The organism is Microvirga splendida, from assembly GCF_016427565.1.
Taxonomy (GTDB): Bacteria; Pseudomonadota; Alphaproteobacteria; order Rhizobiales; family Beijerinckiaceae; genus Microvirga; species Microvirga splendida.
Map to the genome: position 1 here is coordinate 108,906 of NZ_JAELXT010000005.1, position 26,260 is coordinate 135,165.

Genomic DNA, 26,260 nt, shown 5'->3' on the forward strand with positions numbered 1-26,260 from the left:
ATGTTGAAGGGAATGATGATGGATCGACAGCTGTCGATCCCGGCGATCATCGATCTGGCCGCGGAGGTGCACGCCGACACCGAGATCGTTTCGGTGGCGACCGAGGGCGGCATTCACCGCACCACCTACAAGGACATCCACAAGCGCATCGCCCGGCTGGCGCATGGCCTGCGCGCGCTCGGCGTCAAACCGGGCGACCGCGTCGCAACGCTTGCCTGGAACGGCTACCGGCATTTCGAGCTCTACTACGCGATCTCAGGCATCGGAGCCGTGTGCCACACGGTCAATCCGCGCCTGTTCCCCGAGCAACTCGTCTATATCATCAATCACGCGCAGGACACGGCGTTCTTCTTCGACATCACCTTCGCGCCACTCGTCGCCGCCCTGCGGCCGAAGCTGCCCCAGAACATCACCTTCGTGGCGATGACCGGCCGTGAGACCATGCCGGCGCAGGAGGGGCTCGACGGCCTCCTGTGCTACGAGGATCTGCTGACGGGACAGCCTGACACGATCACCTGGCCGGACCTCGACGAGAACACCGCCGCGGCTTTGAGCTACACCTCCGGCACCACGGGCGAGCCCAAGGGCGTGCTCTACTCGCACCGGTCGCAGGTGATCCACGCCATGACGTCCGTGATCGGCGCCTCGCGCTATTTCGGCATGGGCAAGAAGATCCTTCCCGTTGTGCCGCTCTTCCACGTCAACGCCTGGGCGCTGCCCTATTCGGCGCCCATCTCCGGCACCTCGCTGATCTTCCCCGGCGCGAAGCTCGATGGCGCGAGCCTCTTCAACCTCATGGATGCCGAGAAGGTCGACAACAGCTGGGGCGTGCCCACCGTATGGCTCGGGCTTCTGCACGAGATGAAGCAGAGAGGCCGCAAGCCCGAGGGCCTGACCGATGTGATCATCGGCGGCTCGGCAGCGCCGCAGCCGATGATCGAAGCCTTCGAGCGGGATTACGGCATCAGCGTCTGCCACGGCTGGGGCATGACCGAGATGAGCCCCATCGGCACGTTCGGCATGCTGGGACCGGATATGGAGCAGCTGCCGCTCGACGAGAAGGTTGCGATCAAGGTGCGCCAGGGCCGCCGCCTTTTCACGGTCGACATGAAGATCGTCGACGAGAACGGCAAGGAATTGCCGAAGGACGGCGAGGTCTTCGGCGAGCTTTGCGTGCGCGGCCCTGCGGTTGCCTCGGGCTACTACAACAACGAGGCTGCCACGGCACAGGCTCTCGATGCCGAAGGCTGGTTCAAGACGGGCGACGTCGCCAAGATCACGCCGGACGGGTTCCTCCAGATCGTGGACCGCACCAAGGATCTGGTGAAGTCCGGCGGCGAATGGATCTCCTCCATCGATCTGGAGAACGCGGCCCTGGGTGCGCCGGGTGTCGCCAATTGCGCCGTGCTCGCCATGCCGCATCCGCGCTGGGGCGAGCGGCCTCTCCTCGTGGTGGTGCCGAAGCCCGATGCGAAGCCCGCCAAGGAGGATATCCTGGCCTATCTCACCACCAAGGTCGCGAGCTGGCAGGTGCCGGACGACGTACTTTTCGTCGAGAGCATTCCGCTGACGGCAACAGGCAAGATCTCCAAGCTGGAGCTGCGCAAGATCCTGAAGGACTATGTCCTTCCCACGGCCGCGTGAGCGGCCGATGACGGAAGCCTACCTGAACTCGTTGTTCTCGGTCGCGGGCAAGACGGCGCTCGTGACCGGGGGCGCTACGGGCATCGGCCGCATGATCGCCGAGGCTCTCGTGCGGGCCGGCGCGCGGGTGTTGATCGCCTCGCGCAAGGGTGAAGCCTGCGAGGCCGTGGCGCGGGAGCTCAATGCGCTCGATGCCGGCGGCACGGCGGAAGGCTTCGCTGGCGATGTGGGGACGGAGGCCGGCGTGATGGCGCTGGCTTCCGAGGTGAAGGAACGCACGGCGCGCCTTCACATCTTGGTCAACAATGCCGGCAAGACATGGGGCGAGCCGCTGGAGACTTTTCCGCACAAAGCCTGGGACGGGGTGTTCTCGGTCAATGTCGCGGGCCTCTTCACGCTGACCCAGCAGCTGCTGCCTTTGCTTGAGGTCGCGGCCAGCGACGACGATCCCGCCCGCGTCGTCAATCTCGGCTCCGTCATGGGCGCAGCGCCCATCGGCGACAATGCCTATTCCTATGCGGCGTCCAAGGCCGCCGTGCACCACCTCACCCGAATCCTGGCGAAGGAGTTCGCCGCTCGTCGGATCACGGTGAATGCCTTCGCGCCGGGACCTTTCCAGAGCCGTATGACAGCCTTTGCCACAGGCGATGAGCACAAGCGCGCGCTGGTCGCCGCCAGCATCCCCTTTGGCCGCATCGGCCGGCCGGACGATATCGCAGGCGCGCTCCTGTTCCTCTGCGGTCGCGGAGGCGCCTATACGACGGGAGCCATCATCCCGCTCGACGGCGGCATCGGGGTGGAGACCGGGCACAAGATGTTCGGCGAGGCGGCTTTATGAACCTGCATGCGCCCCTGTCGGCCTCCATCGACGACCTGAAGAAGCGGGTCGGACAGGAGGTCGGGGTCTCGTCCTGGAAAGTGATCGATCAGGACCGGATCGACCGCTTCGCGGCGGTGACGGAAGACCTGCAGTTCATCCACGTGGAGCCAGAGCGCGCCCTCGCGGAGACGCCCTTCGGCGGCACCATCGCGCATGGCTTTCTCACTCTGTCGCTCCTGTCCACTATGGGGCAGGAGGCGTTGCCGACGATCAGGAGCCGGACCATGGGCATTAACTACGGTTTGGAGCGTGTCCGTTTTCTCTCGCCGGTGCCGGTGGGCGCACGGGTGAGAGGACGGTTCACCTTGTCCGAGGTCTCTATGCGCTCCGCCACGCAGGCCATGCTGCGCTATCAGGTGACTGTCGAGATCGAGGGCGCGGAGAAGCCGGCGCTTGCGGCCGAATGGATCACCCTCGCGGTGCTCGGGTAAGCCTCATGACAGCGCAGGCAGCAGCCCATCTCGATACGGAGCGCCTTGGCCCCTATCTCACCGCGCACGTTCCGGGCTTTGGCCGCCTCGTTGGCGCGGAAAAGTTTTCCGGAGGCCAATCGAATCCAACCTTCCTGATCACGTCGACGCAAGGCCGCTTCGTGCTGCGGCGCAAGCCGCCCGGAACGCTGCTGAAATCGGCCCATGCAGTCGACCGCGAATACCGGATCATGGCAGCCCTGGCGAAGACGGACGTGCCCGTTCCGCGCGTCCTGCATCTGTGCGAGGACGAGACGATCATCGGCTCCATGTTCTACGTCATGGATTATGTGGAGGGGCGCATCTTCTGGGACGGCAGGCTGCCCGATCTCAGCCTTGAAGAGCGCAGCGCGATCTACGATTCCATGAACGCGGCGCTTGCCGCTTTGCACAAGGTCGATCCCGCGGCGGTCGGCCTTGCCGATTACGGCAAGCCGGGCAGCTATTTCGAGCGCCAGATCGCCCGCTGGACGGGCCAGTATCGCGCGTCGGAGATCCATCCGATCCCCGAGATGGACGAACTCATCACATGGCTGGAACGCCATACGCCAGAGGATGACGGGCGGGTGAGCCTCGTACATGGCGACTACCGGCTCGACAACATGATCTTCGAGCCGACCGGAACGCGCATCCTGGCGGTGCTGGATTGGGAACTGTCCACCCTGGGCCACCCCCTGGCCGATCTCGCCTATCAGTGCATGCAGTGGCGGCTGCCCTCCGAGGGGGCGTTCCGTGGCTTGGGCGGAATCGAGCGGAAGGCCCATGGCATCCCCACAGAGGCGGAGTATGTCGAGCTCTATTGCCGGCGAACTGGGTTCGAGATGGTCGGCAACTGGCCTTTCTATCTCGCCTTCAGCTTCTTCCGCCTCGCGGCCATTCTCCAGGGTGTCTACAAGCGCTCCCTAGACGGCAACGCCTCCAACCCGGAGCGCGCCCGCCGCATGGGCGAGGCCGTGCCGATGATGGCCGGCATGGCCCTGGAAGTCGTCGGTGCACGCTGAGTGCGCGAAAGCGCGACAGTATGATCTGGATCAAAGTACGGTCGGCGCGCCTGCGGAAGAATGGCTCCCGTAACAAGGAGCACGACCATGAACAAAGACCTCAAGCTTCCTCACGACGGACTGGTTCTCGTCAGCGATGGTCGGAAAGCCCTCTTCATGAAGAACAAGGGGGACGATCTATATCCGAATCTCCAGGTGGAGCGCGTTCTCGAAGCTCCGGATTATCTGGCAACCCGCCATCAGGGCACGGACAAGCAGGGACAGGCTGGATCGGCAGGCCGTCGCAGCGCCATCGAGCAGACCGACTGGCATGACCTCGCAGAGCGGAAGTTTGCCGGAGAGGTTGCGGACGCGGTCAACACGGCCTGCTCAAGCGGAGGCGTGAAGCACATCATCGTGGCGGCGCCCCCGCGCACCTTGGCCGAACTGCGCCATTGCTTCTCGGATGCGGTGAAGCAGCGGATCCTGGTCGAGGTGAACAAGGAACTCACCAAGCATCCGGTCTATGAGATCGAGCAGCACTTGATGGCTAATGCCTGAGGCCCTCAGATGCGGCGCCAAGCCTGCACAATGCAGGCAGGAGAGGCGGTGTTGCCCGCCTCTCCTCAGCGGTCCCACTTGATGTTGAGCGCGCTCGTCACGAGACGGTCGACGAGGACCGGCGCATCTGCGGCCATGCGCTCGATGCCCGCAACGGCCTGGCGCGTCATGCGCCCGTTCAGGAACGCATAGTCCATCACAATCGCGCTGACGAGTGCGATTACGGTCTTGAGGGCGCGCGAGGCGAGATCGGACCAGGTCATGAGGCCTCTTTAGGGAAACGATGTTCGCCTCATGCCCGAAAGGTCCGGGCAGATCAAGCGACAGAAGACCTCAGGCTTGCTTCAGCATCCACTCGTGGTCCGGGTCGTTGTGGAACTTCCAAACCCGTTTCGGGCCGGCCATCACGTTGAGATAATAAAGCTCGTAGCCGTGCGGTGCGCCGACCGGGTGATAGCCCTTCGGCACCAGCACCACGTCGCCGTTGGCGGCCGCCAGCGTCTCGTCGAGGGAGCGGTCGTCCGTGTAGACCCGCTGCAGGGCAAAGCCCGTGGGCGGGTTCAGGCGGTGGTAATAGGTCTCCTCCAGCAGCGACTCATGGGGCAGCATGTCCCGGTCGTGCTTATGGGGCGGATAGCTCGACCAGTGACCGGAGGGCGTGATGACCTCGACCACCAGCAGGCTCTCCGCTGCTTCAGTCTCCGGCAGGATGTTGCGCACGTGGCGCGTGTTGGTGCCTTTGCCCCGCGTCTCCTGGCCGACCTGATCCGGGCCGATCACGCGCGCCGGCAGCTTGCCTTCGGCGGGCGCGGTGCAGATGGCCACCTCGCAGTCTGTCTCTGCTGTTAGCGACCACTCTGAGCAGGCCGGGGCATAGAGGGACCATGGATCCGGCTCGAACGGCGAGCTGCGCCCGCCGATGGTGCCGAAGTCCTGTCCGGCTGCGCCAACATGCGCGCGTCCCGACAGCATGACGATGCAAACTTCCCGATCCCCCGTCGCCTGATTCAGGTTCTGACCGCTTTTGAGCTGGTAGACCTCGAAGCCCACATAGGTCCAGCCCGCCGATTCCGGCGTGATGGCGTGGATGCGCCCATTGGCACCGGGCGTCGACGGCTTGACGAGAAGCTTGGACATCGTGAGCACTCCTTACCGAAGGCCGGCTTCCTTGAGGTACCGGGTGAGATTGGCATAGCCCATCTTGGCATAGGTGAGCGGATGCGCCTTCTTGGGATCCTGCTCCGCCTCGATCACCACCCAGCCGCTATAGCCCGGCAGTTCCTTGAACACGGAGACGAAATCCACCATCCCGTCACCCGGCACGGTGTAGACGCCTTCGATGACGGAATCGAGGAAGCTCCAGCCTTCCGCGCGCGACTTCTCCATCACGCTTTTCCGCACATCCTTCGTGTGCACGTGGCTGATGCGATTACGGTAGCGGCGGGCAAGCGCCGCGGGATCCGCACCGCCCCAGGTCGCGTGGCCCGTGTCGAGGAGGAGATGAACGGCTTCGCCGGTCGAGCGCATGAAGGCGTCGATGTCGGCTTCCGACTCGACGATGGTGCCCATGTGGTGGTGATAGACCACGCGCACGCCTTCCTGCAGGGTGCGCTCGGCCACCTGCGTAATGCGGCGGCCGAACTCGGTCCAGTCGCCATCCTTCATCACCGGGCGCTGCGAGAGGGGCTTGGAACGGTCGCCATGGATCGCATTCGACGTCTCGGCGAAGACGAGCACGTTCGAGCCCATGGCTTTCAGAAGATCGAGATGCGGGCGCAGCGCCTTCATTTCCGCATCGGCGTCGCGCGTGAGAAGCTCGGCGGAGTACCAGCCCGACACGCAGGCCATGTCGAAGGGCGCGAGCGCCTTCTTCAGGGCCTCAGGTTCGCGCGGGAATTTGTTGCCGAGCTCCATGCCCTCGAAGCCTGCTTCCTTGGCCTCGGCCAGGCACACCTCCAGCGGCGTCTCGCCGCCGAGTTCCAGCATGTCGTCGTTGGACCAGCCGATGGGGTTCGCCCCGATGCGGATCGTCATGTTGTTATCCTTCTGTTATGTCAGTCGCCCACCCGCTGCGCGGCGAGGGCTGCTTCGTAATCCTTGCGGGCGGCTTTCACCTGTTGGCGCACGGAAACCTCCGGCACCGCCACATCCCACCAATGGCCGCCTTCGTCCGTGGAGGCGAGGGGATCGGTGTCGATGACGATCACGGTGCTGCGCTCGGCGCTGCGCGCCTTCTTCAGCGCGTCCTCCAGTTCGCCGATGCCCTTCACCTTCACGGCCTGCGCACCGAGGCTTGCCGCGTGCGCGGCGAAGTCGATCTCGGGAAGGGTGACGTGGTTGGTGTGCTGAAGCAGGTTGTTGAAGCTCTCGCCCCCGGTGGCGCGCTGAAGGCGATTGATGCAGCCATAGCCACGGTTGTCGAGGAGCACGACAGTAAGCTTCTGCCCCAGCATCACGGATGTGGCGAGTTCGGAATTCATCATGAGATAGGAGCCGTCGCCCACCATCACGATGACCTCGCGGGTGGGATCCGCCATCTTCACGCCGAGGCCGCCGGCGATTTCGTAGCCCATGCAGGAATAGCCGTATTCCAGATGGTAGCCGAGCGGTTGCAGAGCCTTCCAATGCTTGTGCATCTCGCCCGGCAGGCCGCCGGCCGCGCACACCACCACGTCGGTCGGCTGCGAATTGCGCTGCACGGCGCCGATCACCTGTGCGTCGGAGGGCAGCTCCGCATTGGTCGGATCCGTGAAGCGCGCGGCGGTGTCGAACCAGCGGGTCTTCTCTTCCCGCGCTTTCCCGGTCCAGGCTTCCGGAGCCTTCCAGGGGCCGAGCGCCCGGCTCAGCTCCTCGAGACCGACACGGGCGTCGGCGACGAGCGGCAGAGCATTGTGCTTCGTCGCGTCGAAAGGCTGCACGTTGAGGCCAATGATGCGCCGATCCGGGTTCTTAAACAGGGCCCAGGAGCCGGTGGTGAAATCCTGCAGGCGGGTGCCTACGGCGATTACCACATCGGCATCTTCGGCCAGCGCATTGGCCGCGCCCGTGCCGGTGACGCCCACCGCGCCGAGATTGGCCGGATGGTCATGGGCCAAGCTCGACTTGCCGGCCTGGGTCTCGCCGACCGAGAGGCCGTGCTTCTCGGCGAAATCTGCCAGCGCCTGTTCCGCGCCGGAATAGAGCACGCCGCCGCCTGCCACGATGAACGGCTTCTTCGCATGGCGAATGAGGTCGGCGGCCTGCGCCAGCTCAGCGTCGTCGGGGCGGATGCGGCGCGGCACCCAAATCTTTTCCGCGAAGAAGCTCTCCGGATAATCGTAGGCCTCGGCCTGCGTGTCCTGGCACAGCGCCAGGGTCACCGGGCCGCAATCGGCCGGGTCCGTGAGCACAGCCATGGCGCGCTGGAGCGCGGGAATGATCTGCTCCGGGCGCATGATGCGGTCGAAATAGCGCGAGACGGGCTTGAAGCAGTCATTGGCCGAGACCGTGCCGTCGGAGAAATTCTCGATCTGCTGCAGCACCGGATCGGGCCTGCGGTTGGCAAACACATCGCCGGGAAGAAGCAGGACCGGCAGGCGGTTCACATGGGCGACGGCGGCGGCCGTCACCATGTTGGTAGCGCCCGGGCCGATGGAGGTGGTGCAAGCCATCATGCGCCGCCGACGCGAGGCCTTGGCGAAGGCGATGGCCGCATGGGCCATGCCCTGTTCGTTATGCGCGCGGAAGGTGGGAAGCGTGTCACGAACCCCGTGCAGCGCCTCGCCCATGCCGGCCACGTTGCCGTGGCCGAAGATCGCCCAGACGCCGCCGAAGAGCGGCACCGCCTGTCCGTCGATCTCCGTCTTCTGCGCCGTCAGGAACCGGGCGACGGCTTGCGCCATGGTCAGGCGGATCGTGCTCATGGGTCTTCCTCTCGAATAGCGCCGGCCTTGGAGGAGGGGCGCAGCCTTCTCAAGTTGGCTTTCAGGATAACATCTCTGTTGAACTCACGCCGCCTTTGCGCGACTGGATGCCCGCTGCCAGGCATCGACGAGACGCTGAAAGCGGGAGGCCATGTCGCTGATGGCGGCCTCGTCCGAGATCTCGCCCTTCAGCCAGCGCCGTGCGGCGTCGTTGAAGATCGTGCGGCCGACCGCGAAACCCTTCACCTGCGGCTCCCTGGCGGCAGCCGCGAAGGCCGCCTCCAGCTCGTTCTCCGGCGCTTCGAGGCCGAGCAGCACGATGCCACGGCAATAGGGATCGTTCGACGTGATCACTTTGCCGATAGCATGCCAGGCGGCCTCGTCGCGCTGCGGCTCGAGCTTCCACCAATCGGGCTTGATGCCGAGATCGTAGAGGCGCTGGAGGATGCCCGCGACGGTGTCTGTTTGCAGCGCCCCATGCTTGCCGGCGATGATCTCGACCAGGAGCTCTCGACCGATGCGGCGTGCGGCGTCATGGAGGCGCAGCAGGTCGCGCTCCTGACGCTCCTTCAGGTCCGGCGGATCGTCGGGATGATAGAAGCACAGGCACTTAATGGTGTGCCCCACCGGCCATTCGACGAGCTTCGCGCCGAGCGAGCCGCCGCCCTCGAAATCGAGCGGACGCGAGCCCGGCTGCTCCACCGGGCGGCTGATCCAGAACGGATGATCGGCGGCGCGGAACAGGGCCTCGCGGCCATAGGTGCCGTCGATCAGCATGCCGAAGCCAGGGCGGCCGTCCGCCACCCGCGCTGCAGCCTCCACGGCGAGCACCTTGAAGTCGGGGATGCGCTCCACCGGCGCGCCGATCTCCTGCGCCATCGCCTCCAGCTGCATGCGATGGTCGATGGCGAGCGCCATGAGGGTTTCGGATTGCGGCCGACGCGTCGTCGCCCAGTGAATGTGATTGATGTTCTCGTCGAAGCGCAGGGCCTTGTGCCGGCTGCCGGTTTTCAGGAAATGCTGCAGCTCCGGGAAGGTCGGGATCTCGGGCGAGCAGAGCAGGCGCGAGACCGCGAAGGCGCCGCTTGCATTGGCGTAGGCGCAGCAGGTCTCGAGCGGCTCATTGCGCAGCCATCCGCGCAGAAAGCCGGACAGGAAGGCGTCACCGGCGCCGAGCACGTTGTAGACCTCGACCGGGAAGCCCGGACCCTTCACGCCGTCATCAAGCGAAGCCGGAATGGCATCGGGAAACACCACGCAGCCCATCGGTCCGCGCTTGCACACGATGGTGGCCTTCGAGACCGCGCGGATGGCGCGGATGGCTTCCAGTGTATTCTCCGAACCGCCCGCGATATGAAGTTCTTCTTCCGTGCCAACGATCAGATCGCAATCGGCCAGAATCGGCTTCAAGTGCTCCGTCACGGCATCCGAGCGCACATAGCGCGACTCACCCGCGCCATGGCCGAGCAATCCCCAGAGGTTGGGGCGGTAATCCACGTCGAACACCACCTTGCGGCCGTTGGCCTTCGCGATGCGAATTACCTTCTTCTGCGCAGCAGCAGTTGTTTCCCGTGAAAAGTGCGTGCCTGTGACGACGACTGCTGCGGCGGAGGCGATGAAGCTCTCGTCGATGTCATCTTCCGTCAGCGCCATGTCGGCGCAGTTGTCGCGGTAGAAGATCAGCGGGAATGAGTCCTCGTCGCGCACGCCGAGGATGACGAGAGCGGTCAGGCGTTGCTTGTCCGTGACGATGCCTTGCGTCGAGACGCCCTCGCGCTCCATCTGCTCGCGGATGAAGCGGCCCATCGCCTCGTCGCCGACGCGGGTGACGAGACCCGATTTCAGCCCCAGGCGCGCCGTGCCGATGGCGATATTCGCAGGGCAGCCGCCGACCGCCTTGGAGAAGGAGGCCATGTCCTCGAGACGCCCGCCCACCTGCTGGCCGTAGAGATCGACCGAGGAGCGGCCGATGGTGATGACATCGAGGGCTGGCTTCATGCTATTCCTCCCGCTGCCGGTTCGGCGAACCGTGTGGGCTGCGTTCGGCCCTTGCAGTTATAGAACGTTTATTCTATTAGCAGCTTATGCTGGAATATCAATTCCAAATGTTGCCGTAGCCGGCAAAGGATCTGAGGGGAAACATGATCAGGATCGCCGTTCTGGGCGCGGGCCGAATCGGCCGCATTCACGGGCGCAACGCCGCCAGCCATCCCGATGCCCGCCTCGTGGCGGTCGCCGATCCGCACGCCCCCTCGGCGCAGGAACTGGCGGCGGCCACCGGCGCGGAAATTGCCGCCTTGGACGAGATCGTCGAGCGCCCCGACGTGGACGCTATCCTCATCTGCACGCCGACCACCACCCACGCCGACCTGATCGAGCGCGGGGCGCGGGCCGGCAAGGCGGTGTTCTGCGAGAAACCGGTCGATCTCTCGAGCGCCCGCATCGAGGCCTGCCTCGCCACGGTCGAAAAAGCCGGCACGCCGCTGATGATCGGCTTCAACCGCCGCTTCGACCCGAACTTCGCGTCCCTCCGCCGTCGCCTCGCCGACGGCGAGGTGGGCGAGGTGGAACTCGTCACCATTCTCTCCCGCGATCCCGGCCCCCCGCCGGTGAGCTACATCGCCACCTCGGGCGGCCTGTTCCGGGACATGATGATCCATGATCTCGACATGGCCCGCTTCCTGCTTCTCGGCGACGAGCCGGTGGAGGTGCATGCGGTGGGCTCGTCCCTGGTCGACCCGGCCATCGGCCAGGCGGGCGACGTGGACACCGCCGCCGTGATGCTGAAGACCGCCAAGGGCCGGATCGTGCAGATCTCCAATTCCCGCCGCGCAACTTATGGCTACGACCAGCGCATCGAGGTCCATGGCTCGAAGGGCATGATCCGCGCCGGCAACATCCACCGCACGACCGTGGAGGTGGCCAACGCCTCGGGTGTCACCGCCGACCCGGTGCAGGACTTCTTCCTGGAACGCTACGCGGACGCCTATCGCGACGAGCTCACCACGTTCCTGAACGCCATCCGCGACGGCAAGCCGTGCAACCCCACCGGCCAGGACGGCCTCATGGCCCAGCGCCTCGCCGATGCGGCGACTGAGTCGGCGAAAGAAGGAAAGCCGGTTCGGCTCTGACACGGGTCATCCCGGACGAAGCGCCGCGACGATCCGGGATCGTCGAACGAGTATGGGGCTGGTTCACCTCTCCCTGAGGGAGAGGAAGTGCGCGCCCAATCCTGCACACGATCCCGGATCGGCTTTCGCCGTCCGGGATGACGCCTGCCCTTATCCCTCCGCCCGCTTTTCCGCCGTGCCGACCGCCAAGGCCATCGCCAGCGCGAATGATGCGGAGAGCGACCGGAACGCGCCGAAATCGGCCTCGGCCACTTCGAGCCACACGTCGGCGCTCGTCACCAGCGGGCTGAAGGCCGAATCCGTGATGGCGACAACCGGCACGTCGCGCTGCGCAGCCGCGGCCGCAAGGTCGGCGGTCACGGGCGCATAGGGGGTGAAGCTGATGGCGAGCACCGCGTCGCGCTTCGTGGCGATGGCGAGCTGCTCCGGGCCGAGCTGGCCCACATGGTCGATGAGAATGGCCCGGACCCCGAGCTTGCCGAAGGCATAAGCGCAATAGGCGATGACGGGGAACACCCGGCGGGCGCCCAGCAGATAGATCGTGTCGGCCTTGGCGAGCGTCTCGATGGCGCGGGACAATTCCTCCAGGCGCACGGAATCGCCCATCCGCTCCAGCGACACGGTGGCCGCATGAGTGAAGCCCTCGAGCAGGGACGCGGCATGGACATGGTGGCCTTCTGCCTCGCGCAGCCCCTTCAGCCGCTCGCGATAATCGGGAAAGCGCTCCCGCAGGCGATCGCGAAAGATCTGCTGCAGGTGGGAAAAGCCGTCATAGCCCAGGCTCTTGGCAAAGCGCACCAGGGTGGAGGGCTGCACGCCGGCGTGTTCGGCGATGCCCGCCACCGTGCCGAAGGCCACGTCCTCCGGGTGTTCGAGCGCGAAGGCGGCAAGCTGCTTCAGGCGCTTGGGCAGGGCATCGCGACGGCTGAGCAGGAGCGCCTTGAGCCCCTCGTAGTCGCCGGGGGCTTCGCTCACGTCCGCGGCTGCGCCGTTCATGCTGTCCCCTGGCTCCATGCCCTCGACCCCAAGCCCGGATCGCGGGCTTGACCCGATCCTACAAAAATGGAATAAAAATTCCAATATATAAAGAAAAAGGTTCTGGCGTTCCGCACAAGGGATGACCGAACTGCCAGGGGAAACGTCAAGGAAGGCCCGATTCTTACGCGAATCTCAGGCATTTCTCTGACAGCTCATACCAGCGGCCATGAAAGCCGCGGCGCTCGGCACGCCAAATTCTTGGCAGTTGGAGCGCATGAGATACCAGTTGGGAGGAAGCACATGAAATCACTTGTCACAGGCCTTGCCACAGCTGCCGCTCTGACCCTCGCGGCGGTCGCTCCAGCCGCCGCGCAGCAGAATTCCCGCATCATCGTGGTCAGCCACGGCCAGGCCAACGATCCGTTCTGGTCGGTGGTGAAGAACGGGGTGGCGGCGGCCGGCGAAGACATGAAGGTGCAGGTCGACTACCGGGCGCCCGAGACCTTCGACATGGTCGCCATGAGCCAGCTCATCGACGCGGCCGTGAACCAGAAGCCCGCGGGCCTCGTCGTGTCGATCCCGGACGCTTCGGCGCTCGGGCCGTCGATCCAGAAGGCGGTGGCTGCCGGCATTCCGGTGATCTCCATGAACTCGGGCTCCGACGTGTCGAAGAAGCTCGGCGCGCAGCTCCATGTGGGCCAGGACGAGGTCGAGGCCGGGCGCATTGCCGGCGCGAAGTTGAAAGAGATGGGCGGCAAGGTCGGCCTGTGCGTGAACCAGGAGGTCGGCAACGTCTCGCTCGACCTGCGCTGCAAGGGCTTCACGGAGGGCTTCGGCGGCAAGGTGACGGTGCTGCCGGTCACGAACGACCCGGCGGACGTGCGCGCCAAGGTGAAGGCGGCCATCGCGTCCGACAGCTCCGTCGACACGATCCTGGCGCTGGGCGCCGCCACGGCGGGCGAGCCCACGGTTGCGGCCGTGAAGGAAGCGGGCAAGACCGGCGCCATTCGGGTTGCCACCTTCGACATGTCCCCGGGCTTCCTGAAGTCGGTGGCCGCCGGCGATGCGGCGTTCGCCATCGACCAGCAGCAATACCTCCAGGGCTATCTGCCGGTGGTGTTCCTGGCGAACCATGCCAAGTACGGCCTCATGCCGGGCGGCGACGTGGCCTCTGGCCCGAACCTGATCACCAAAGACAAGGCCAACCAGGTGGTCGAGCTGTCCGCCAAAGGCATTCGCTAAGCCTCTTCCGGAGCCCGCGGTCGCAGTGACCGCGGGCTCCTTGTCTTTCATGCATTCGTTCCGGGAGGCGCCCATGGCGAACACCACCCAGCCGACCGCCGGCCTGTCTCCGTCTCCCGCCGTCGGAAAGATCCAGGACGAGCGCCTGCGGGACGTCTCTCTCGTGACCAGGATCATGCGGCGCCCCGAGCTCGGGGCGCTGGCCGGCCTCGTCCTGGTGGCGATCTTCTTCGCGTCCACCGCCGACCCGTCGATGTTCACGCTGGCCGGCATCATGAACATCCTCTCGCCCGCCTCGCAGCTCGGCATACTGGCGATTGCCGCGGCCCTGCTGATGATCGGCGGCGAGTTCGATCTCTCCATCGGGTCCATGGTGGCCTTCACCGGCCTCGTCTTCGGCGCCTTCGTGACGCTCAGCGGCTGGCCCCTGCTCGCCGCCATCGCGGCCACGTTCGTCGTGGCTGCCGTGCTCGGCGGCATCAACGGCCAGATCGTCATCCGCACGCGGCTGCCCTCCTTCATCGTCACGCTGGCCTTCCTGTTCATCCTGCGCGGCCTGTCGCTCGTGGGGCTGAAATGGGCCACCGGCGGCTCGACCCAGATGCGCGGCATCGCCGGGCAGGCCGACGAGGGTTTCATCCGCGAGATCTTCTCCGGCAATGCCCTCGAGGGCTTCTTCTCGTGGCTTGCCGCCGACGACCTCGTGGCGAAATTTCCGAACGGCACGCCGACGGTGACGGGCGTGCCCGTGTCGATCCTCTGGTTCATCGGCTTCGCCCTTCTGGCGACGTGGATCCTCCTGCGCACCCGCGCCGGCAACTGGATCTTCGCCGCGGGCGGCGATTCCAACGCGGCGCGCAATTCCGGCGTGCCGGTGGACCGGGTCAAGACCGCGCTGTTCATGCTCACCGCCGCGTCTGCGGCGCTCGTCGCCATTCTCACGGTGCTCGATGCCGGCTCGACGGACGCGCGGCGCGGCTTCCAGAAGGAGTTCGAGGCCATCATCGCGGCGGTGATCGGCGGCTGCCTGCTCACCGGCGGCTACGGCTCGGCCATCGGGGCGTTCTTCGGCGCCATCATCTTCGGCATGGTGTCCATCGGCCTCACCTACACGCGCTTCGATTCCGACTGGTTCCAGGTCTTCCTGGGCGCCATGCTGCTGCTCGCGGTGCTGTTCAACAACTTCATCCGCCGGAAAGTCACGGGAGAGCGCTGATGGACGCGAATGTGCCCCTCATCGAGATCCGCGATCTCGTCAAGCATTTCGGCTCCGTGATCGCGCTCTCGGGCGTGTCGCTCACCGTCAATCGCGGCGAGGTCATGTGCCTGCTCGGCGACAACGGCGCCGGCAAGTCGACGCTGATCAAGACGCTCGCCGGCGTCCACCAGCCCACCTCGGGCGAGTTCCTGGTGGAGGGCAGGCCCGTGAGCTTCTCCAGCCCGCGCGATGCGCTCGATGCGGGCATCGCCACGGTCTACCAGGATCTCGCGATGATCCCGCTCATGTCGGTCACGCGCAACTTCTTCATGGGCCGCGAGCCGGTGAAGGGCGTCTGGCCGTTCCGCCGCGTCGACTTCGACCATTGCGACGAGGTCACCCGCGAGGAGATGCACCGGATCGGCATCGACGTGCGCGATCCGCATCAGGCGGTGGGCACGCTGTCGGGTGGCGAGCGGCAATGCGTGGCGATTGCCCGCGCGGTCTATTTCGGCGCCAAGGTGCTGATCCTCGACGAGCCCACCTCGGCGCTCGGCGTGGCGCAGACCTCCATGGTGCTGAAATACATCCATCAGGTGCGCCAGAAGGGCCTCGGCGTGATCTTCATCACCCACAACGTGCGCCATGCCTATGCAGTGGGCGACCGCTTCACGGTGCTCAACCGCGGCAAGACGCTCGGCACCTACGCGAAATCCGAGATCGCCATCGAGGAGCTGCAGAACCTCATGGCCGGCGGCAAGGAGCTGCAGGCGGTGTCGGAAGATTTGGGCGGGATGGTGTGAGGACAGCAGCCTCCCCTCTCCCGTGCGGGAGAGGGGCAGGGGTGAGGGCGTGGCGCTGGACCAGCAAGGCGCCGTCGCGCCCACTGCAGCACGGATCCGACTGCACCTCCTCCGGCACCGGCCTTCCCTCACCCCAACCCTCTCCCGCACGGGAGAGGGAGGATCGCGCCGCCTCTCAGGATGAGGCAGAGGGTTGTCTATCGGTTTAGGAGCAAGCGCATGACATCTCTCGGCATCGGCCTCATCGGCACCGGTTATATGGGCAAGTGCCATGCGCTCGCCTGGAACGCCGTAGCAGCGGTGTTCGGCGACGTAGCGCGGCCGCGCCTTGCGGTGCTGGCGGAGCATTCGCAGGATCTGGCCGAGCTTAAAGCCCGCGAGCTGGGCTTCGACAAAGCCACCGGCGACTGGCGCACGCTCGTCGCCGATCCGGCCGTCGACGTGGTGTCGATCACCACGCCCAACGCCTTCCATCCCGAGATGGCGATTGCGGCGCTCGAGGCGGGCAAGCATGTGTGGTGCGAGAAGCCCATGGCGACGCAGCTTGAGGATGCGGAGCGCATGCTCGTTGCGGCCCGCGCTTCGGGCAAGGTGGCTGCGCTCGGCTACAACTACATCCAGAACCCGATCATCCGCCTGATCCGGCGTCTTCTCGACGAGGGCAGAATCGGGGACGTGAATCATGTGCGCCTCGAGATGGACGAGGACTTCATGGCCGATCCGGAGGCGCTGTTCTATTGGAAGAGCGAGGCGACGTCCGGCCATGGCGCGCTCGACGATTTCGGCGTCCATGCGCTCAGCCTGATTGCGACGCTGTTCGGCGGCGTGCGGCGCGTGTGCGGTCACATGGCGAAGCCCTATGCGGATCGCCCGGTGCAGGGCGGTGGACGGCGCTCGGTGGAGACCTGCGACATCGCCACGACCCTGATCGAGCTGGAGACCGGCGCCTCCGGGGTGATCGCGCTGAACCGCTCCGCCTGGGGTCGCAAGGGACGCATTGTCGTGCAGCTCTCCGGATCGAAGGGCACCATCGTGTACGACCAGGAACGCATGAACGAGGTGCAGCTTTATACAGTGGATGGTTCAAAGGAGACCCAGGGCTTCCGCACCATTCTCGCCGGGCCGCAGCATCCGCCTTACGACAAGTTCATCCCCGCGCCGGGCCACGGGCTCGGCTTCAACGACCTCAAGATCATCGAGTGCCGCGAGCTGATCCGCTGCATCGCGGGCGAGAGCGCGCATCTGATCACGTTCGAGGACGGCATCCGCATCGAGCGCACGGTGGACGCGATTGCGCGGAGTGCTCATGAGGGGCGGTGGGTGGAAGTCGCGCAAGGCGGGTAACGAGACAGGCGCCGCCCGACCCGCCGTGTCATCCCCGGCGCACGAAGTACGCGAAGGGGATCCATGACGTGGAGCCTGATCGTGGATTCCCTTCCCCTCCAATGGCGTTCGCCATCTCCGGCCGGGAATGACACCCTCTCACGTCATCCCCGGGCTTGTCCCGGGGATCCACGTCTTCGCTCCACTTTGTTTCTCTCCAGCCTCATCCTGAGGAGCAGACGTAGTCTGCGTCTCGAAGGAGGATCCAGAGAGCACTGGATGCGCCCCCGTGCCCGGACATAGTCCGGGACCTCGAGACGGCCTGACGGCCTCCTCAGGATGAGGGCTTCGGGTTTCCGTCATTCTCAAAGACGTGGGTGGCCGAACAAGTCCGGCCATGACGGGAGGGAGCGTTCAACCCGCGTGGGCCTTCACCACATCCAGAAACGCATCCGCATAGCGGTCGAGCTTCGCCTGGCCGACGCCGTGGATCTCGCCGAAGGCGCGTGACGTCACGGGGCGCTTCACCGCCATGTCGATGAGGCTGCGGTCCGAAAAAATCACGTAGGCCGGCACGCCCTCTTCCTTGGCGAGCTTCGTGCGCAGGGCCTTGAGGTCGAGGAGGAGCGGATCGTCGGACGGCACGACCGAATCCGCTTCCATCCGGCCGCGCCGGCGGCGGCGGTCGGCGGGCTTCATGAGCACGTCGGAGCGCAGCTCGATTCCCTCCTGGCCCTTGAGCACGGCGACGCCCCTGTCGGTCAGCGTCCAGCGGCCGTATTCGGCGAGCTCCAGGCCGATGAGGCCCGCGGCATAGATCTGGCGCAGGAGCGAGCGCCATTCGTTTTTCGAGCGGTCGCTGCCGACCCCGAAGGTCTTCAGCTTGTCGTGGCCGAAGCGGCGGATGGAATCCGTGGCCTCTCCCGTCAGGATGCTGATGAGGTGCTCGGTGCCGAAGCGCTCGCCGGTGCGCACGATGGCGGAGAGAATTTTTTGGGCCTCGATGGTGCCGTCGAAGGACATGACGCCGTCGATGCACAGGTCGCAATTGCCGCAGGGCTCGGTGGTCTCGCCGAAATAGGCCAGCAGCGTCTGGCGGCGGCAGCGCGGGGCCTCGCACAGGGCCACGAGCGCGTTGAGGCGCTGGCGCTCGACGCGCTTCTGCTCGTCGGCCGCGTCGCTCTCCTCGATCTGCAGGCGGCGCAGGCGCATGTCGTCGAGGCCGTAGAGGGTGAGCGTGTCGGCGGGCGCGCCGTCGCGGCCCGCGCGGCCGATCTCCTGGTAATAGGCCTCGATGGATTTCGGCAGGGCCGCATGCGCCACGAAGCGCACGTCGGGCTTGTCGATGCCCATGCCGAAGGCGACGGTGGCCACCATCACCACGCCGTCCTCCTGCAGGAAGATGTCCTGGTTCTTGGCCCGGTCCCCCTGGTGCATGCCCGCATGATAGGGAAGGGCGCGGTAGCCTGCCTGGCTCAACGAATCGGCGAGCTTCTCCGTCGCGTCGCGCGACGAGCAGTAGACGATGCCGCTCTCGTGCCGGTGCTTGTCGAGGAAGCCGAAGAGCTGGCGCTTGGAATTCTCCTTGGCCTGCATGGCCAACCGCAGGTTCGGCCGGTCGAAGCCGTGGATGAAGAGGCGCGGCTCCTGCTCGAACAGCCGGTGCATGATGTCGCCGCGCGTCGCCACGTCGGCCGTGGCGGTGAGCGCGATGGTCTGCACGTTGCCGAGCCGCTGGCGCACCTCGCCCAGCATGGCGTATTCGGGCCGGAAATCGTGCCCCCATTGCGAGACGCAATGCGCCTCGTCGATGGCGAGCAGGTTCACGCCCGCGCGGCCGAGCCATTCGGTGGTGCCGGTATTGGCAAGACGCTCCGGCGACGCATAGAGGATGCGCATGCGCCGGTCGCGCACCGCATCGACCACGCGGCGGTTCTCCTCCGGGTCGTTGGCGGAGTTGAGGCTGCCGGCCTCGATGCCGAAATGGCGCAACGCCGCCACCTGGTCGCGCATGAGGGCGATCAGCGGCGAGACCACGAGGGTCAGGCCCTCGCGGGCAAGCGTCGGCAGCTGGAAGCAGAGCGACTTGCCCGCGCCCGTGGGCATGACGGCCAGAACATCCTCGCCGGCCAGCACTGCGCGCACGATCTCCTCCTGCCCTTCGCGGAAGGAGGGAAAGCCGAAAACGTCGTGGAGAATCTTAACCGGATCGATCACGTCTGCCGTGTGGCCGATGGCGGCTTCAAGGTCAATGCGGCATCGGGAATCCTTAAGCGCGCCAGCACGCCACGGGCTGCCGCGAGGCCGGTGACGAAGGTGGCCTGGAGCAGGTAGCCGCCGGTGGGCGCCTCCCAGTCCAGCATCTCGCCCGCCACGAACACGCCCGGCATCCGGCGCAGCATCAGGTGCTCGTCGAGTTCGCTGAACGGCACGCCCCCGGCGCTGGAAATGGCCCGGTCGAGAGATTTCGTGCCGGTGAGCCGCAGGGGCACGGCCTTGATGAGGCGGGCCAGCGCCCCGGGCTCGCCCGGCAGGGCCGGGGAGGCCTCCCGCAGCAGCGCGATGCCGACCGGGCTCAAGCCCGCGCTCTTGCGCAGGAAGGTGGAGGCGGATTGGCCTTTTCGCGGCAGGCTCAGTTTCTTCAGCAGAGCCTCATGGGAGAGGTCGGGCCGGAGATCGATGTGGAGCAGGGCACTGCCATCCTGTGCGATGGCATCGCGGAGCCTTGCCGACAGGGCATAGACCGCCCCGCCCTCGATCCCGTCCCGCGTGACGATGGCCTCGCCCCTCACGGTGGCGCCCTCGAAGGTAAGCGCGATTCGCTTCAGGGGCTCGCCCTCGTGACGGCTGCGCATGATCTCGGACCAGGGGCAGAGAAAGCCCATATTGGCCGGACGCAGGGCCGAGACCGCGATGCCGCGCTGGGCCAGCAGGTCCGCCCAGGTGCCGTCCGAGCCGAGCCGGGGCCAGCTTGCGCCGCCGAGCGCCAGGATGGTGGCGTCGGGCCTGGCCTGCACGGGCGCGCCCGCCGCATCGGTGAAGATCAGGCGGCCCTCGTCGTCCCAGCCCTGCCAGCGGTGGCGCAGGGCGAAGCGGACCCCGCGTTCGTCCAGCCGCGCCAGCCAGGCGCGCAGCAGGGGCGAGGCCTTGAAGGCCTTGGGGAACACGCGCCCGCTGGAGCCCACGAAGGTCTCTTGCCCTAAGCCCTCGCACCAGGCGCGCAGATCCTCGGGACGGAAGGCCTCGATCAGGGGCTCGAGCTTCGGCCGGGCCTCGGCGTAGCGGGCGACGAAGCGCCCAAAATCTTCCGAATGGGTCAGGTTCAGCCCGCCCCGGCCCGCCATGAGCAGCTTGCGGCCCACCGACGGCATCCGGTCGTAGACGATGACGACAAGGCCCGCCCGGCTCAGGACCTCGGCGGCGATCAGGCCCGCCGGGCCGCCGCCGATGATGGCGACTTCGAACGATGAGGGGGATGGGGGCATGCGGTCAGCTGACGCGGGTTGACGAGGAATCTGGACCCTCACGCTGCAACATGGCATGCAGCGGCATCGGGTTCATGGCCCCTGCACATGAACGCCAGAAGGTCTTTTTTCAAGGGGAGCGGCGCCTCAACGCCGCCCGAAGGGGAATGCGATGCGTGCTCTTACCATCTGCGCTCTGGTGGCGCTGGGTCTGGCCGGCTGCGCCGGCGATTCGGCCCTGACCCCCAAGGATGCCGTGCTGGCGAGCTCGACCAGCGATGCGGCCGCGGCCGCGCGCCTGATCTCCGAATACCGGGTGTCGCGGGGCCTGAGCCCCGTGACGGTGGATTCCTCCCTCAACCGGGCGGCCGAGCACCAGGCCCGCGCGGTGGCGGCAGCCGGCCGCCTCAGCCATGGCAGCTTCGTCAAGCGCATGGACGATTACGGCATCGTCGGCTACTCGGCCGAGAATCTTTCCGCCGGCTCGGCCTCGGTCGATGGCGCCATCAGCCGCTGGAAGGCCTCGCCCGGCCACAACAGCAACCTCCTGATGCCCCAGGCCCGCAAGATCGGCCTCGCCCGCGCGGATGCCGACAACCGCTACGGCCGCTACTGGGCGCTCGTCCTCGGGCAATAGGCGCGGGGCAGTAGTCCTGGCACCAATAGAAGCGTAGAGCGTTAGGACTCCGGTTCCTCTCGCTTCACGCTCCCCATGACCCACCAGCAAATGCTTTCCTTCGCCATCGTCGCCGGGATGATGGCTCTCTTCGTCTGGGGGCGCTTCCGCTACGACCTCGTGGCGGTTCTCGCGCTCCTGGCGGCCGTGCTGGTCGGCATCGTGCCGCCGGACAAGGCGTTCGAGGGCTTCAGCGACGACATCGTCATCATCGTGGCGAGCGCACTTCTGGTCAGCGCCGCCGTGGCGAAATCCGGCATTCTCGAAGCGGGCCTCAACCGTGTCGGGCCTTACCTGCGCACCACGCAGATCCAGGTCGTGGTGCTGGTGACCGTGGTGACGGTGCTATCCGGCTTCGTGAAGAACATCGGCGCTCTGGCCATGATGATTCCCGTGGCGTTCCAGATCGCCCGGCGCACCAACACGCCGCCTTCCAGCTTCCTCATGCCGATGGCCTTCGGGTCGCTTCTCGGCGGCATCGTGACCCTGGTGGGCACCTCGCCCAACATCATCGTGTCCCGGATGAGGGCCGAATTGCTGGGCGAGCCCTTCGGCATGTTCGACTTCACGCCCGTGGGCGTCGGCATCGCGGTCGCGGGCGTCGTGTTCCTCGCCTTCGGCTACCGCCTGCTGCCGCAGGGCCGCAAGGGAGCGGCGTCCCTGGACGAGGCCCTCAACATCAAGGACTACGTGACCGAAGCCCGCGTGACCTCTGAGTCGGACGTGATCGGCCAGACGGTGGCGGACCTGCACCGGCTCGCCAACGGCGAGGTGAAGGTGGCGGCGATCATCCGCAACGAGACCCGCAGCTCGAGCCCGTTGCCCGATGCCACCATCCGCGAGAACGACGTGCTCATGCTGGAGGGCGAATCGGATGCGTTGGAGAGCGCCGTCGCGCGGGCCGGGCTGAAGCTCAGTCGCGACCACCGGCAGCCGGAAACCGACGAGGCCACGGACGAGATCGGCGCCATCGAGGCCATCGTCGGCCCCGGCTCGGTGCTGACCGGGCTGTCGGCGGAGCGTATCGCCCTCTACGAACGCTTCGGCGTCAACCTCATCGCGGTGAGCCGCAGCGGCGAGCGCTTCAAGGAGCGGCTGCGCACCATCACCCTGCGGGCCGGCGACGTGATCGTGCTCCAGGGCAATCTCAAGCGGCTGCCCGATACCCTCCGGCACCTCGGCTGTCTGCCGCTCGCGGAGCGCGAGATCCGCCTGGGGAGCGCGCGCCGCAGTCTCCTGCCCGCCGCCATCCTCATCGGCACCATGGTGCTCGTGGCCTTCAACATCCTGCCGGTCGCCATTGCTTTCTTCGGGGCCGGCGTGCTTCTCATGCTGTTCGGCTCGATCACCCTGCGCGAGGCCTACGAGACCATCGAGTGGCCGATCATCGTCATGCTCGGCGCGCTCATCCCGGTCAGCGAATCGATCCGCACCACGGGCGGAACGGACCTGATCGCCGAGTGGCTGTCGTCCGCGGCCAACATGCTGCCGCCGACCGGGGCCCTCGTGCTCATCATGGTGTCGGCCATGGCGGTGACGCCGTTCCTCAACAATGCCGCGACCGTGCTGGTGATGGCTCCCATCGCGGCGAGCTTCGCCACCCAGCTCGGCTTCCGGCCGGACGCCTTCCTGATGGCGGTGGCGATCGGCGCGGCCTGCGACTTCCTCACGCCCATCGGGCACCAGTGCAACACCCTGGTGATGGGTCCGGGCGGCTATCGCTTCGGCGATTACTGGCGGCTCGGCCTGCCGCTCTCGATCATCGTGGTGGTGATCGGCACGCCGCTGATCATGCTGTTCTGGCCGTTGAGCTAGCTTAATTCAGGAAGGCGGCCAGCAGCAGGGTCGTGCCTGCCGCCGAGGACGAAAGGGCCACGATCATGGCCCAGATGTGCAGCCGGTCCCGTTCCTCCTGATTGAGGAGCGGCCTGTAGCGCGAATCCGAGCGGCCGAAGATGAAGCTGGCGGTCCGCGCCGGACGCGGATCGTGCGGCATCACGCAGAAGCTCGATCTGGCCGCCTGCGGGCGGAGGCTGGCTGACGAAGCACGGGACAGCTGCGGGTTCATGGTCTGACGCTACGCGGGACTGGATCGGGAGCGGGAGGCTCGCCCGGCGCCGGTGAAGGAGAGGTAAAGGCGCCGAAGTTCTCCACACCAGCGTAAACGAAGTCTTTCCAGGTCTCCGGTTCGGGCGGTGCGGGGCTCGGGTGATGTCTTCCTTTTTCGAGCCTCACCCATTACGATACTGAATATCGTAATGGGGCAATGGGAATCATGCGCAGAGCGTCGACCGGGTTCGGAATCGTGGCCATTGGGCTGATACTGGCGGCCTGCAATCAAACCGGCGCCGGCTCGACGGCGTTGGGCGTTGCCTCGGCTCTGGACCCGACGGGGCTTTCGGGCGTCGCCATGGATCTGGCCGAGGCCGAGGACGATTCCTCTCAGGCCGATTTCAGTGCCATGGCCCCACGCTTGAAGGACATCGCAGCCGGCGATACGTCGGGCCCGAACTACATGGCCCCCGTCGACCGGGAGATTGCAGCCACCATGGCCCGGCAATCGGCCAAGATGGCGCAATCGGCGGCACAGGCCGGCATCGACGCTGCGCTCACCGGCGGGATGAGCCTGTCGGGCTCCGCCGCCAGCCTCGCCATGCGGGGCGCCGGGAACGCCATGATGGCCGGCCAGCTGGCCGGCATCCGGGCCCAGGCGAGCGCCGACGTCGCGAAGGCCGAAGCTCAGCGACAGGCACAGCAGCTCGTCCCCGATGCGGATCGTCCGCTGGAGGCCCAGGCTGTGCTGTCGATCCTCGAAGGAGGGGCAGGAAACAGCGCCGCTTGGCGCAACCCCGCCACGGGTGCGTCCGGCAAAGTGACGCTCAAGTCCATGGACAAGCGGATGTTCGGCGGCCTCGACTGCCGCTCCTTCCTGCGTGAGTGGCGCAGCGGCGCAACGGTGCGCAAGGGCGACATGCTGGCCTGCCGCAGCAGGGGCGAATGGTACGCCCTGTCCTGAGCACAGGAAACGGGTCGCCACGTCGCCTGCCCCATGTCATGTCCGTGAGCGCAGCCGGGAGGGTCGGACATGACACAAGCCGCCGTTCAGAAAACCATGACCGCGTCCGATTGGGCGCTGCTCGCTGTCCTCTCCATCGTCTGGGGCGGTTCCTTCCTGTTCAACGGCGTTGCGGTTCGCGAATTGCCGCCGCTGACCATCGTGGCGGTCCGGGTGCTCACAGCCTCCCTCGCCCTGCTGCTCGCCTTGAGGGTCATGGGCGTTCGGCTGCCGCGCACCCGTCAGGCCTGGGGCGCCTTCCTGGGCATGTCGATCCTCAACAACGTCATTCCCTTCACGCTCATCGTCTGGGGGCAGGGCCACATCCCGAGCGGGCTCGCCTCCATTCTCAATGCCACCACGCCGCTCTTCACGGTGATCGTGGCGCAGTACTTCACGGACGACGAGCGGCTGACGGGGCAGAAGGTTTCCGGCGTGATCGTGGGGTTCATCGGCGTGGCCGTGATGATCGGCGCCGCCGCTCTCGCCTCCTGGGATGCGAGCATCCTGGCGCAGCTCGCGGTGCTCGCCGCCGCCCTGTCCTATGGCTTTTCCGGCGTGTTCGGGCGGCGCTTCAAGACCATGGGCATTCCGCCGCTCGCCACCGCGGCCGGGCAGGTGACGGTGTCGAGCGCACTCCTGCTGCCCGTGGCGCTGGTCGTCGACCGGCCCTGGACGCTCGCCATGCCGAGCACGCAAGCCATTCTGTCGCTTGCGGCTCTCGGCCTTGTGTCCACGGCCTTCGCCTATCTGATCTTCTTCCGCCTGCTGGCGCGGGCCGGCGCCACCAATGTGGGGCTCGTCACCTTCCTCATCCCGGTGAGCGCCATCCTGCTCGGCGTGCTTCTCCTCGGCGAGACCCTGGCCCCGCGCCACATCGCCGGCATGGCGCTGATCGGCGCAGGGCTCGTGTTGATCGACGGCCGCGCGATCTCGGCCCTGAAGGTTCGGTTCAGCGGGAAGCGGCTGGCGCTGCGCGGAAACGGTTGAACATCATGTCCGGCGCGCTGGTGTTGTGGCGCGACGGCACGAGCCGGCCCATCCAGGCATCCGTGGCCTTGCCGCCCTGAAAGGCCATGATCGGCTCCTCGCGCCAGGAGCGGGCGCCTTCCTCCCGCACGGCGATGCGCGCCACGTCCGCGTTGAACTCGGTCACGTACATGGACCGCAGGCCCGCGAAGGGCAGGCCGGACACCGGCTGATCGAACGCGACGTCGAGGGTCATGCGCTCCTCGTTGAGCGCCTTCATGGCCACACGCGCCTTGCCGCCCTTGGCCAGGGTCAGGGTGAAGGTCATGGTCGCCGGGTCGAAGGCGACATCCTTCAGGTTCACCACGGGGCGCTGGTCGAACTCCACCGGGCCGACCAGGAAAGACGAGCCGTAGGAGGTCCAGTCGAGATGCTCAGGGGGAAGTGGCTTGATGCGCCAGTAGCCGTCGCCCGGATAGATCACGAGCACCTCGATGGCCTTGTCGCCGCGCTTCCTGAGAAGCTGGAGCAGGTGGATGTTGCGCTCGACCTTACTGCCTATGGTCACCGTCACGTCGCTCGGGCGCCAGAACTCCGTGAAGGACAGGCCCACGATCCGCACGTTGCCGTCCTCGTAGAGGGTCGACATGGTCGGGTGCGGCTTGGTGGAGGTCTCCTCCGAGATGTCCTCGCAGGCGGTCCAGTCCGGCTCCCAGCGATCCTGCTGGAGGGCTCCCATATAGGCCGGATGCACGGCCTCGATCTGGAAATGCCGCACCTCGGGCGAGGCGAAGTTCACCGCCACGTTGTCCTTCTCGGCGCAGAGCACCGGCTCGCTGGTGTTCGTCACCTCGACCGCCAGCCCGTCGAGGGTGGCGGCGCCGGCCGTGGTGGCAAGGCCGAGGAAGCCGAAGGCGAGGAGCCTGGGAAGGAGCATCGAGATTGTCCGATATGTGCGCAAGCGGGGCTGGTCGAGGCGGAGAG

24 protein-coding genes are annotated in these 26,260 nt (G+C 66.4%); 14 read left to right on the top strand and 10 right to left on the bottom strand.

Going from position 1 to position 26,260, the window contains the following annotated elements:
* The first annotated feature begins 3 nt into the window (after nt 1–3).
* The 5 genes from JAO75_RS07315 to JAO75_RS07335 all read left to right on the top strand — a co-directional run bounded on the left by JAO75_RS07315 (nt 4) and on the right by JAO75_RS07335 (nt 4,535).
* On the top strand, nt 4–1,644 hold the full coding sequence (locus tag JAO75_RS07315) for a long-chain-fatty-acid--CoA ligase (protein WP_425523164.1): 1,641 nt from the start codon (nt 4–6) through the stop codon (nt 1,642–1,644).
* A gap of 7 nt (nt 1,645–1,651) precedes the next feature.
* Entirely contained in the window at nt 1,652–2,482 is an 831-nt protein-coding gene (locus JAO75_RS07320; RefSeq protein ID WP_199047899.1) for an SDR family NAD(P)-dependent oxidoreductase, read from the top strand.
* Entirely contained in the window at nt 2,479–2,955 is a 477-nt protein-coding gene (locus JAO75_RS07325; RefSeq protein WP_199047900.1) for a MaoC family dehydratase, read from the top strand. Before JAO75_RS07320 ends, JAO75_RS07325 begins: the two co-directional genes overlap by 4 nt.
* Before the next feature lie 5 nt (nt 2,956–2,960).
* Nucleotides 2,961–3,995 (top strand): phosphotransferase, encoded by a 1,035-nt coding sequence (locus JAO75_RS07330; protein WP_199047901.1) that lies wholly within the window; start codon nt 2,961–2,963, stop codon nt 3,993–3,995.
* Between the two features lie 87 nt (nt 3,996–4,082).
* Nucleotides 4,083–4,535: a host attachment protein gene (locus JAO75_RS07335; protein ID WP_199047902.1), complete on the top strand. Its 453-nt coding sequence runs from the start codon at nt 4,083–4,085 to the stop codon at nt 4,533–4,535.
* 65 nt (nt 4,536–4,600) lie between these two features.
* Here the strand turns inward: JAO75_RS07335 and JAO75_RS07340 are convergent, their stop codons facing one another.
* The 5 genes from JAO75_RS07340 to JAO75_RS07360 all read right to left on the bottom strand — a co-directional run bounded on the left by JAO75_RS07340 (nt 4,601) and on the right by JAO75_RS07360 (nt 10,435).
* A complete protein-coding gene (locus JAO75_RS07340) occupies nt 4,601–4,798 on the bottom strand; it encodes a hypothetical protein (RefSeq protein WP_199047903.1) in 198 nt (65 codons plus the stop codon).
* Between the two features lie 70 nt (nt 4,799–4,868).
* The gene (gene iolB, locus JAO75_RS07345) at nt 4,869–5,672 is read right to left on the bottom strand and encodes a 5-deoxy-glucuronate isomerase (RefSeq protein WP_199047904.1); all 804 of its coding nucleotides are present in this window, start codon (nt 5,670–5,672) and stop codon (nt 4,869–4,871) included.
* 12 nt (nt 5,673–5,684) lie between these two features.
* A complete protein-coding gene (iolE, locus tag JAO75_RS07350; RefSeq protein WP_199047905.1) occupies nt 5,685–6,569 on the bottom strand; it encodes a myo-inosose-2 dehydratase in 885 nt (294 codons plus the stop codon).
* Nucleotides 6,570–6,589: 20 nt separating this feature from the next.
* Complete coding sequence (iolD, locus tag JAO75_RS07355) at nt 6,590–8,437, bottom strand: 3D-(3,5/4)-trihydroxycyclohexane-1,2-dione acylhydrolase (decyclizing) (RefSeq protein ID WP_199047906.1); 1,848 nt, start codon at nt 8,435–8,437, stop codon at nt 6,590–6,592.
* Between the two features lie 84 nt (nt 8,438–8,521).
* Complete coding sequence (locus tag JAO75_RS07360; RefSeq protein ID WP_199047907.1) at nt 8,522–10,435, bottom strand: bifunctional 5-dehydro-2-deoxygluconokinase/5-dehydro-2-deoxyphosphogluconate aldolase; 1,914 nt, start codon at nt 10,433–10,435, stop codon at nt 8,522–8,524.
* A 143-nt stretch (nt 10,436–10,578) separates the two neighbouring features.
* Between JAO75_RS07360 and iolG the strand changes: the two genes are divergently transcribed.
* A complete protein-coding gene (iolG, locus tag JAO75_RS07365; protein ID WP_199047909.1) occupies nt 10,579–11,568 on the top strand; it encodes an inositol 2-dehydrogenase in 990 nt (329 codons plus the stop codon).
* 150 nt (nt 11,569–11,718) lie between these two features.
* On the opposite strand, the gene JAO75_RS07370 is transcribed toward iolG, so the two are convergent.
* Entirely contained in the window at nt 11,719–12,564 is an 846-nt protein-coding gene (locus JAO75_RS07370; RefSeq protein WP_246742409.1) for a MurR/RpiR family transcriptional regulator, read from the bottom strand.
* Nucleotides 12,565–12,846: 282 nt separating this feature from the next.
* On the opposite strand from JAO75_RS07370, the gene JAO75_RS07375 reads away from it, so the two are divergent.
* From JAO75_RS07375 to JAO75_RS07390, 4 genes are all read left to right on the top strand, one after another.
* On the top strand, nt 12,847–13,788 hold the full coding sequence (locus JAO75_RS07375; protein WP_199047913.1) for a sugar ABC transporter substrate-binding protein: 942 nt from the start codon (nt 12,847–12,849) through the stop codon (nt 13,786–13,788).
* Nucleotides 13,789–13,861: 73 nt separating this feature from the next.
* Nucleotides 13,862–15,004 (top strand): ABC transporter permease, encoded by a 1,143-nt coding sequence (locus JAO75_RS07380; RefSeq protein ID WP_199047915.1) that lies wholly within the window; start codon nt 13,862–13,864, stop codon nt 15,002–15,004.
* Entirely contained in the window at nt 15,004–15,789 is a 786-nt protein-coding gene (locus JAO75_RS07385) for an ATP-binding cassette domain-containing protein (protein ID WP_199047917.1), read from the top strand. The genes JAO75_RS07380 and JAO75_RS07385 overlap by 1 nt, the downstream gene beginning before the upstream one ends.
* Nucleotides 15,790–16,008: 219 nt before the next feature.
* Nucleotides 16,009–17,133, top strand: a complete 1,125-nt coding sequence (locus JAO75_RS07390; protein ID WP_199047919.1) for a Gfo/Idh/MocA family protein — start codon at nt 16,009–16,011, stop codon at nt 17,131–17,133.
* A 393-nt stretch (nt 17,134–17,526) separates the two neighbouring features.
* On the opposite strand, the gene recQ is transcribed toward JAO75_RS07390, so the two are convergent.
* Nucleotides 17,527–19,329, bottom strand: a complete 1,803-nt coding sequence (gene recQ / locus JAO75_RS07395) for a DNA helicase RecQ (RefSeq protein WP_199047921.1) — start codon at nt 19,327–19,329, stop codon at nt 17,527–17,529.
* Entirely contained in the window at nt 19,326–20,597 is a 1,272-nt protein-coding gene (locus JAO75_RS07400) for a TIGR03862 family flavoprotein (RefSeq protein WP_199047923.1), read from the bottom strand. Before JAO75_RS07400 ends, recQ begins: the two co-directional genes overlap by 4 nt.
* 151 nt (nt 20,598–20,748) lie before the next feature.
* Between JAO75_RS07400 and JAO75_RS07405 the strand changes: the two genes are divergently transcribed.
* Both JAO75_RS07405 and JAO75_RS07410 read left to right on the top strand, forming a co-directional pair.
* Nucleotides 20,749–21,213, top strand: coding sequence for a CAP domain-containing protein (locus tag JAO75_RS07405; protein ID WP_199047925.1), 465 nt, complete (start codon nt 20,749–20,751; stop codon nt 21,211–21,213).
* 75 nt (nt 21,214–21,288) lie between these two features.
* Nucleotides 21,289–23,067: an SLC13 family permease gene (locus JAO75_RS07410; protein WP_199047927.1), complete on the top strand. Its 1,779-nt coding sequence runs from the start codon at nt 21,289–21,291 to the stop codon at nt 23,065–23,067.
* A 1-nt stretch (nt 23,068) separates the two neighbouring features.
* Here JAO75_RS07410 and JAO75_RS07415 read toward each other — a convergent pair whose 3' ends face one another.
* Nucleotides 23,069–23,320: a hypothetical protein gene (locus JAO75_RS07415; RefSeq protein WP_199047929.1), complete on the bottom strand. Its 252-nt coding sequence runs from the start codon at nt 23,318–23,320 to the stop codon at nt 23,069–23,071.
* Nucleotides 23,321–23,527: 207 nt separating this feature from the next.
* Here JAO75_RS07415 and JAO75_RS07420 point away from each other — a divergent pair, with 207 nt between their 5' ends.
* Nucleotides 23,528–24,268 (top strand): RT0821/Lpp0805 family surface protein, encoded by a 741-nt coding sequence (locus JAO75_RS07420; RefSeq protein WP_199047930.1) that lies wholly within the window; start codon nt 23,528–23,530, stop codon nt 24,266–24,268.
* Between the two features lie 69 nt (nt 24,269–24,337).
* Nucleotides 24,338–25,297, top strand: a complete 960-nt coding sequence (locus JAO75_RS07425) for a DMT family transporter (protein ID WP_199047931.1) — start codon at nt 24,338–24,340, stop codon at nt 25,295–25,297.
* Here the strand turns inward: JAO75_RS07425 and JAO75_RS07430 are convergent.
* On the bottom strand, nt 25,260–26,213 hold the full coding sequence (locus JAO75_RS07430; RefSeq protein WP_199047932.1) for a hypothetical protein: 954 nt from the start codon (nt 26,211–26,213) through the stop codon (nt 25,260–25,262). The two genes, JAO75_RS07425 and JAO75_RS07430, sit on opposite strands and share 38 nt — an antisense overlap.
* Nucleotides 26,214–26,260 lie beyond the last annotated feature (47 nt).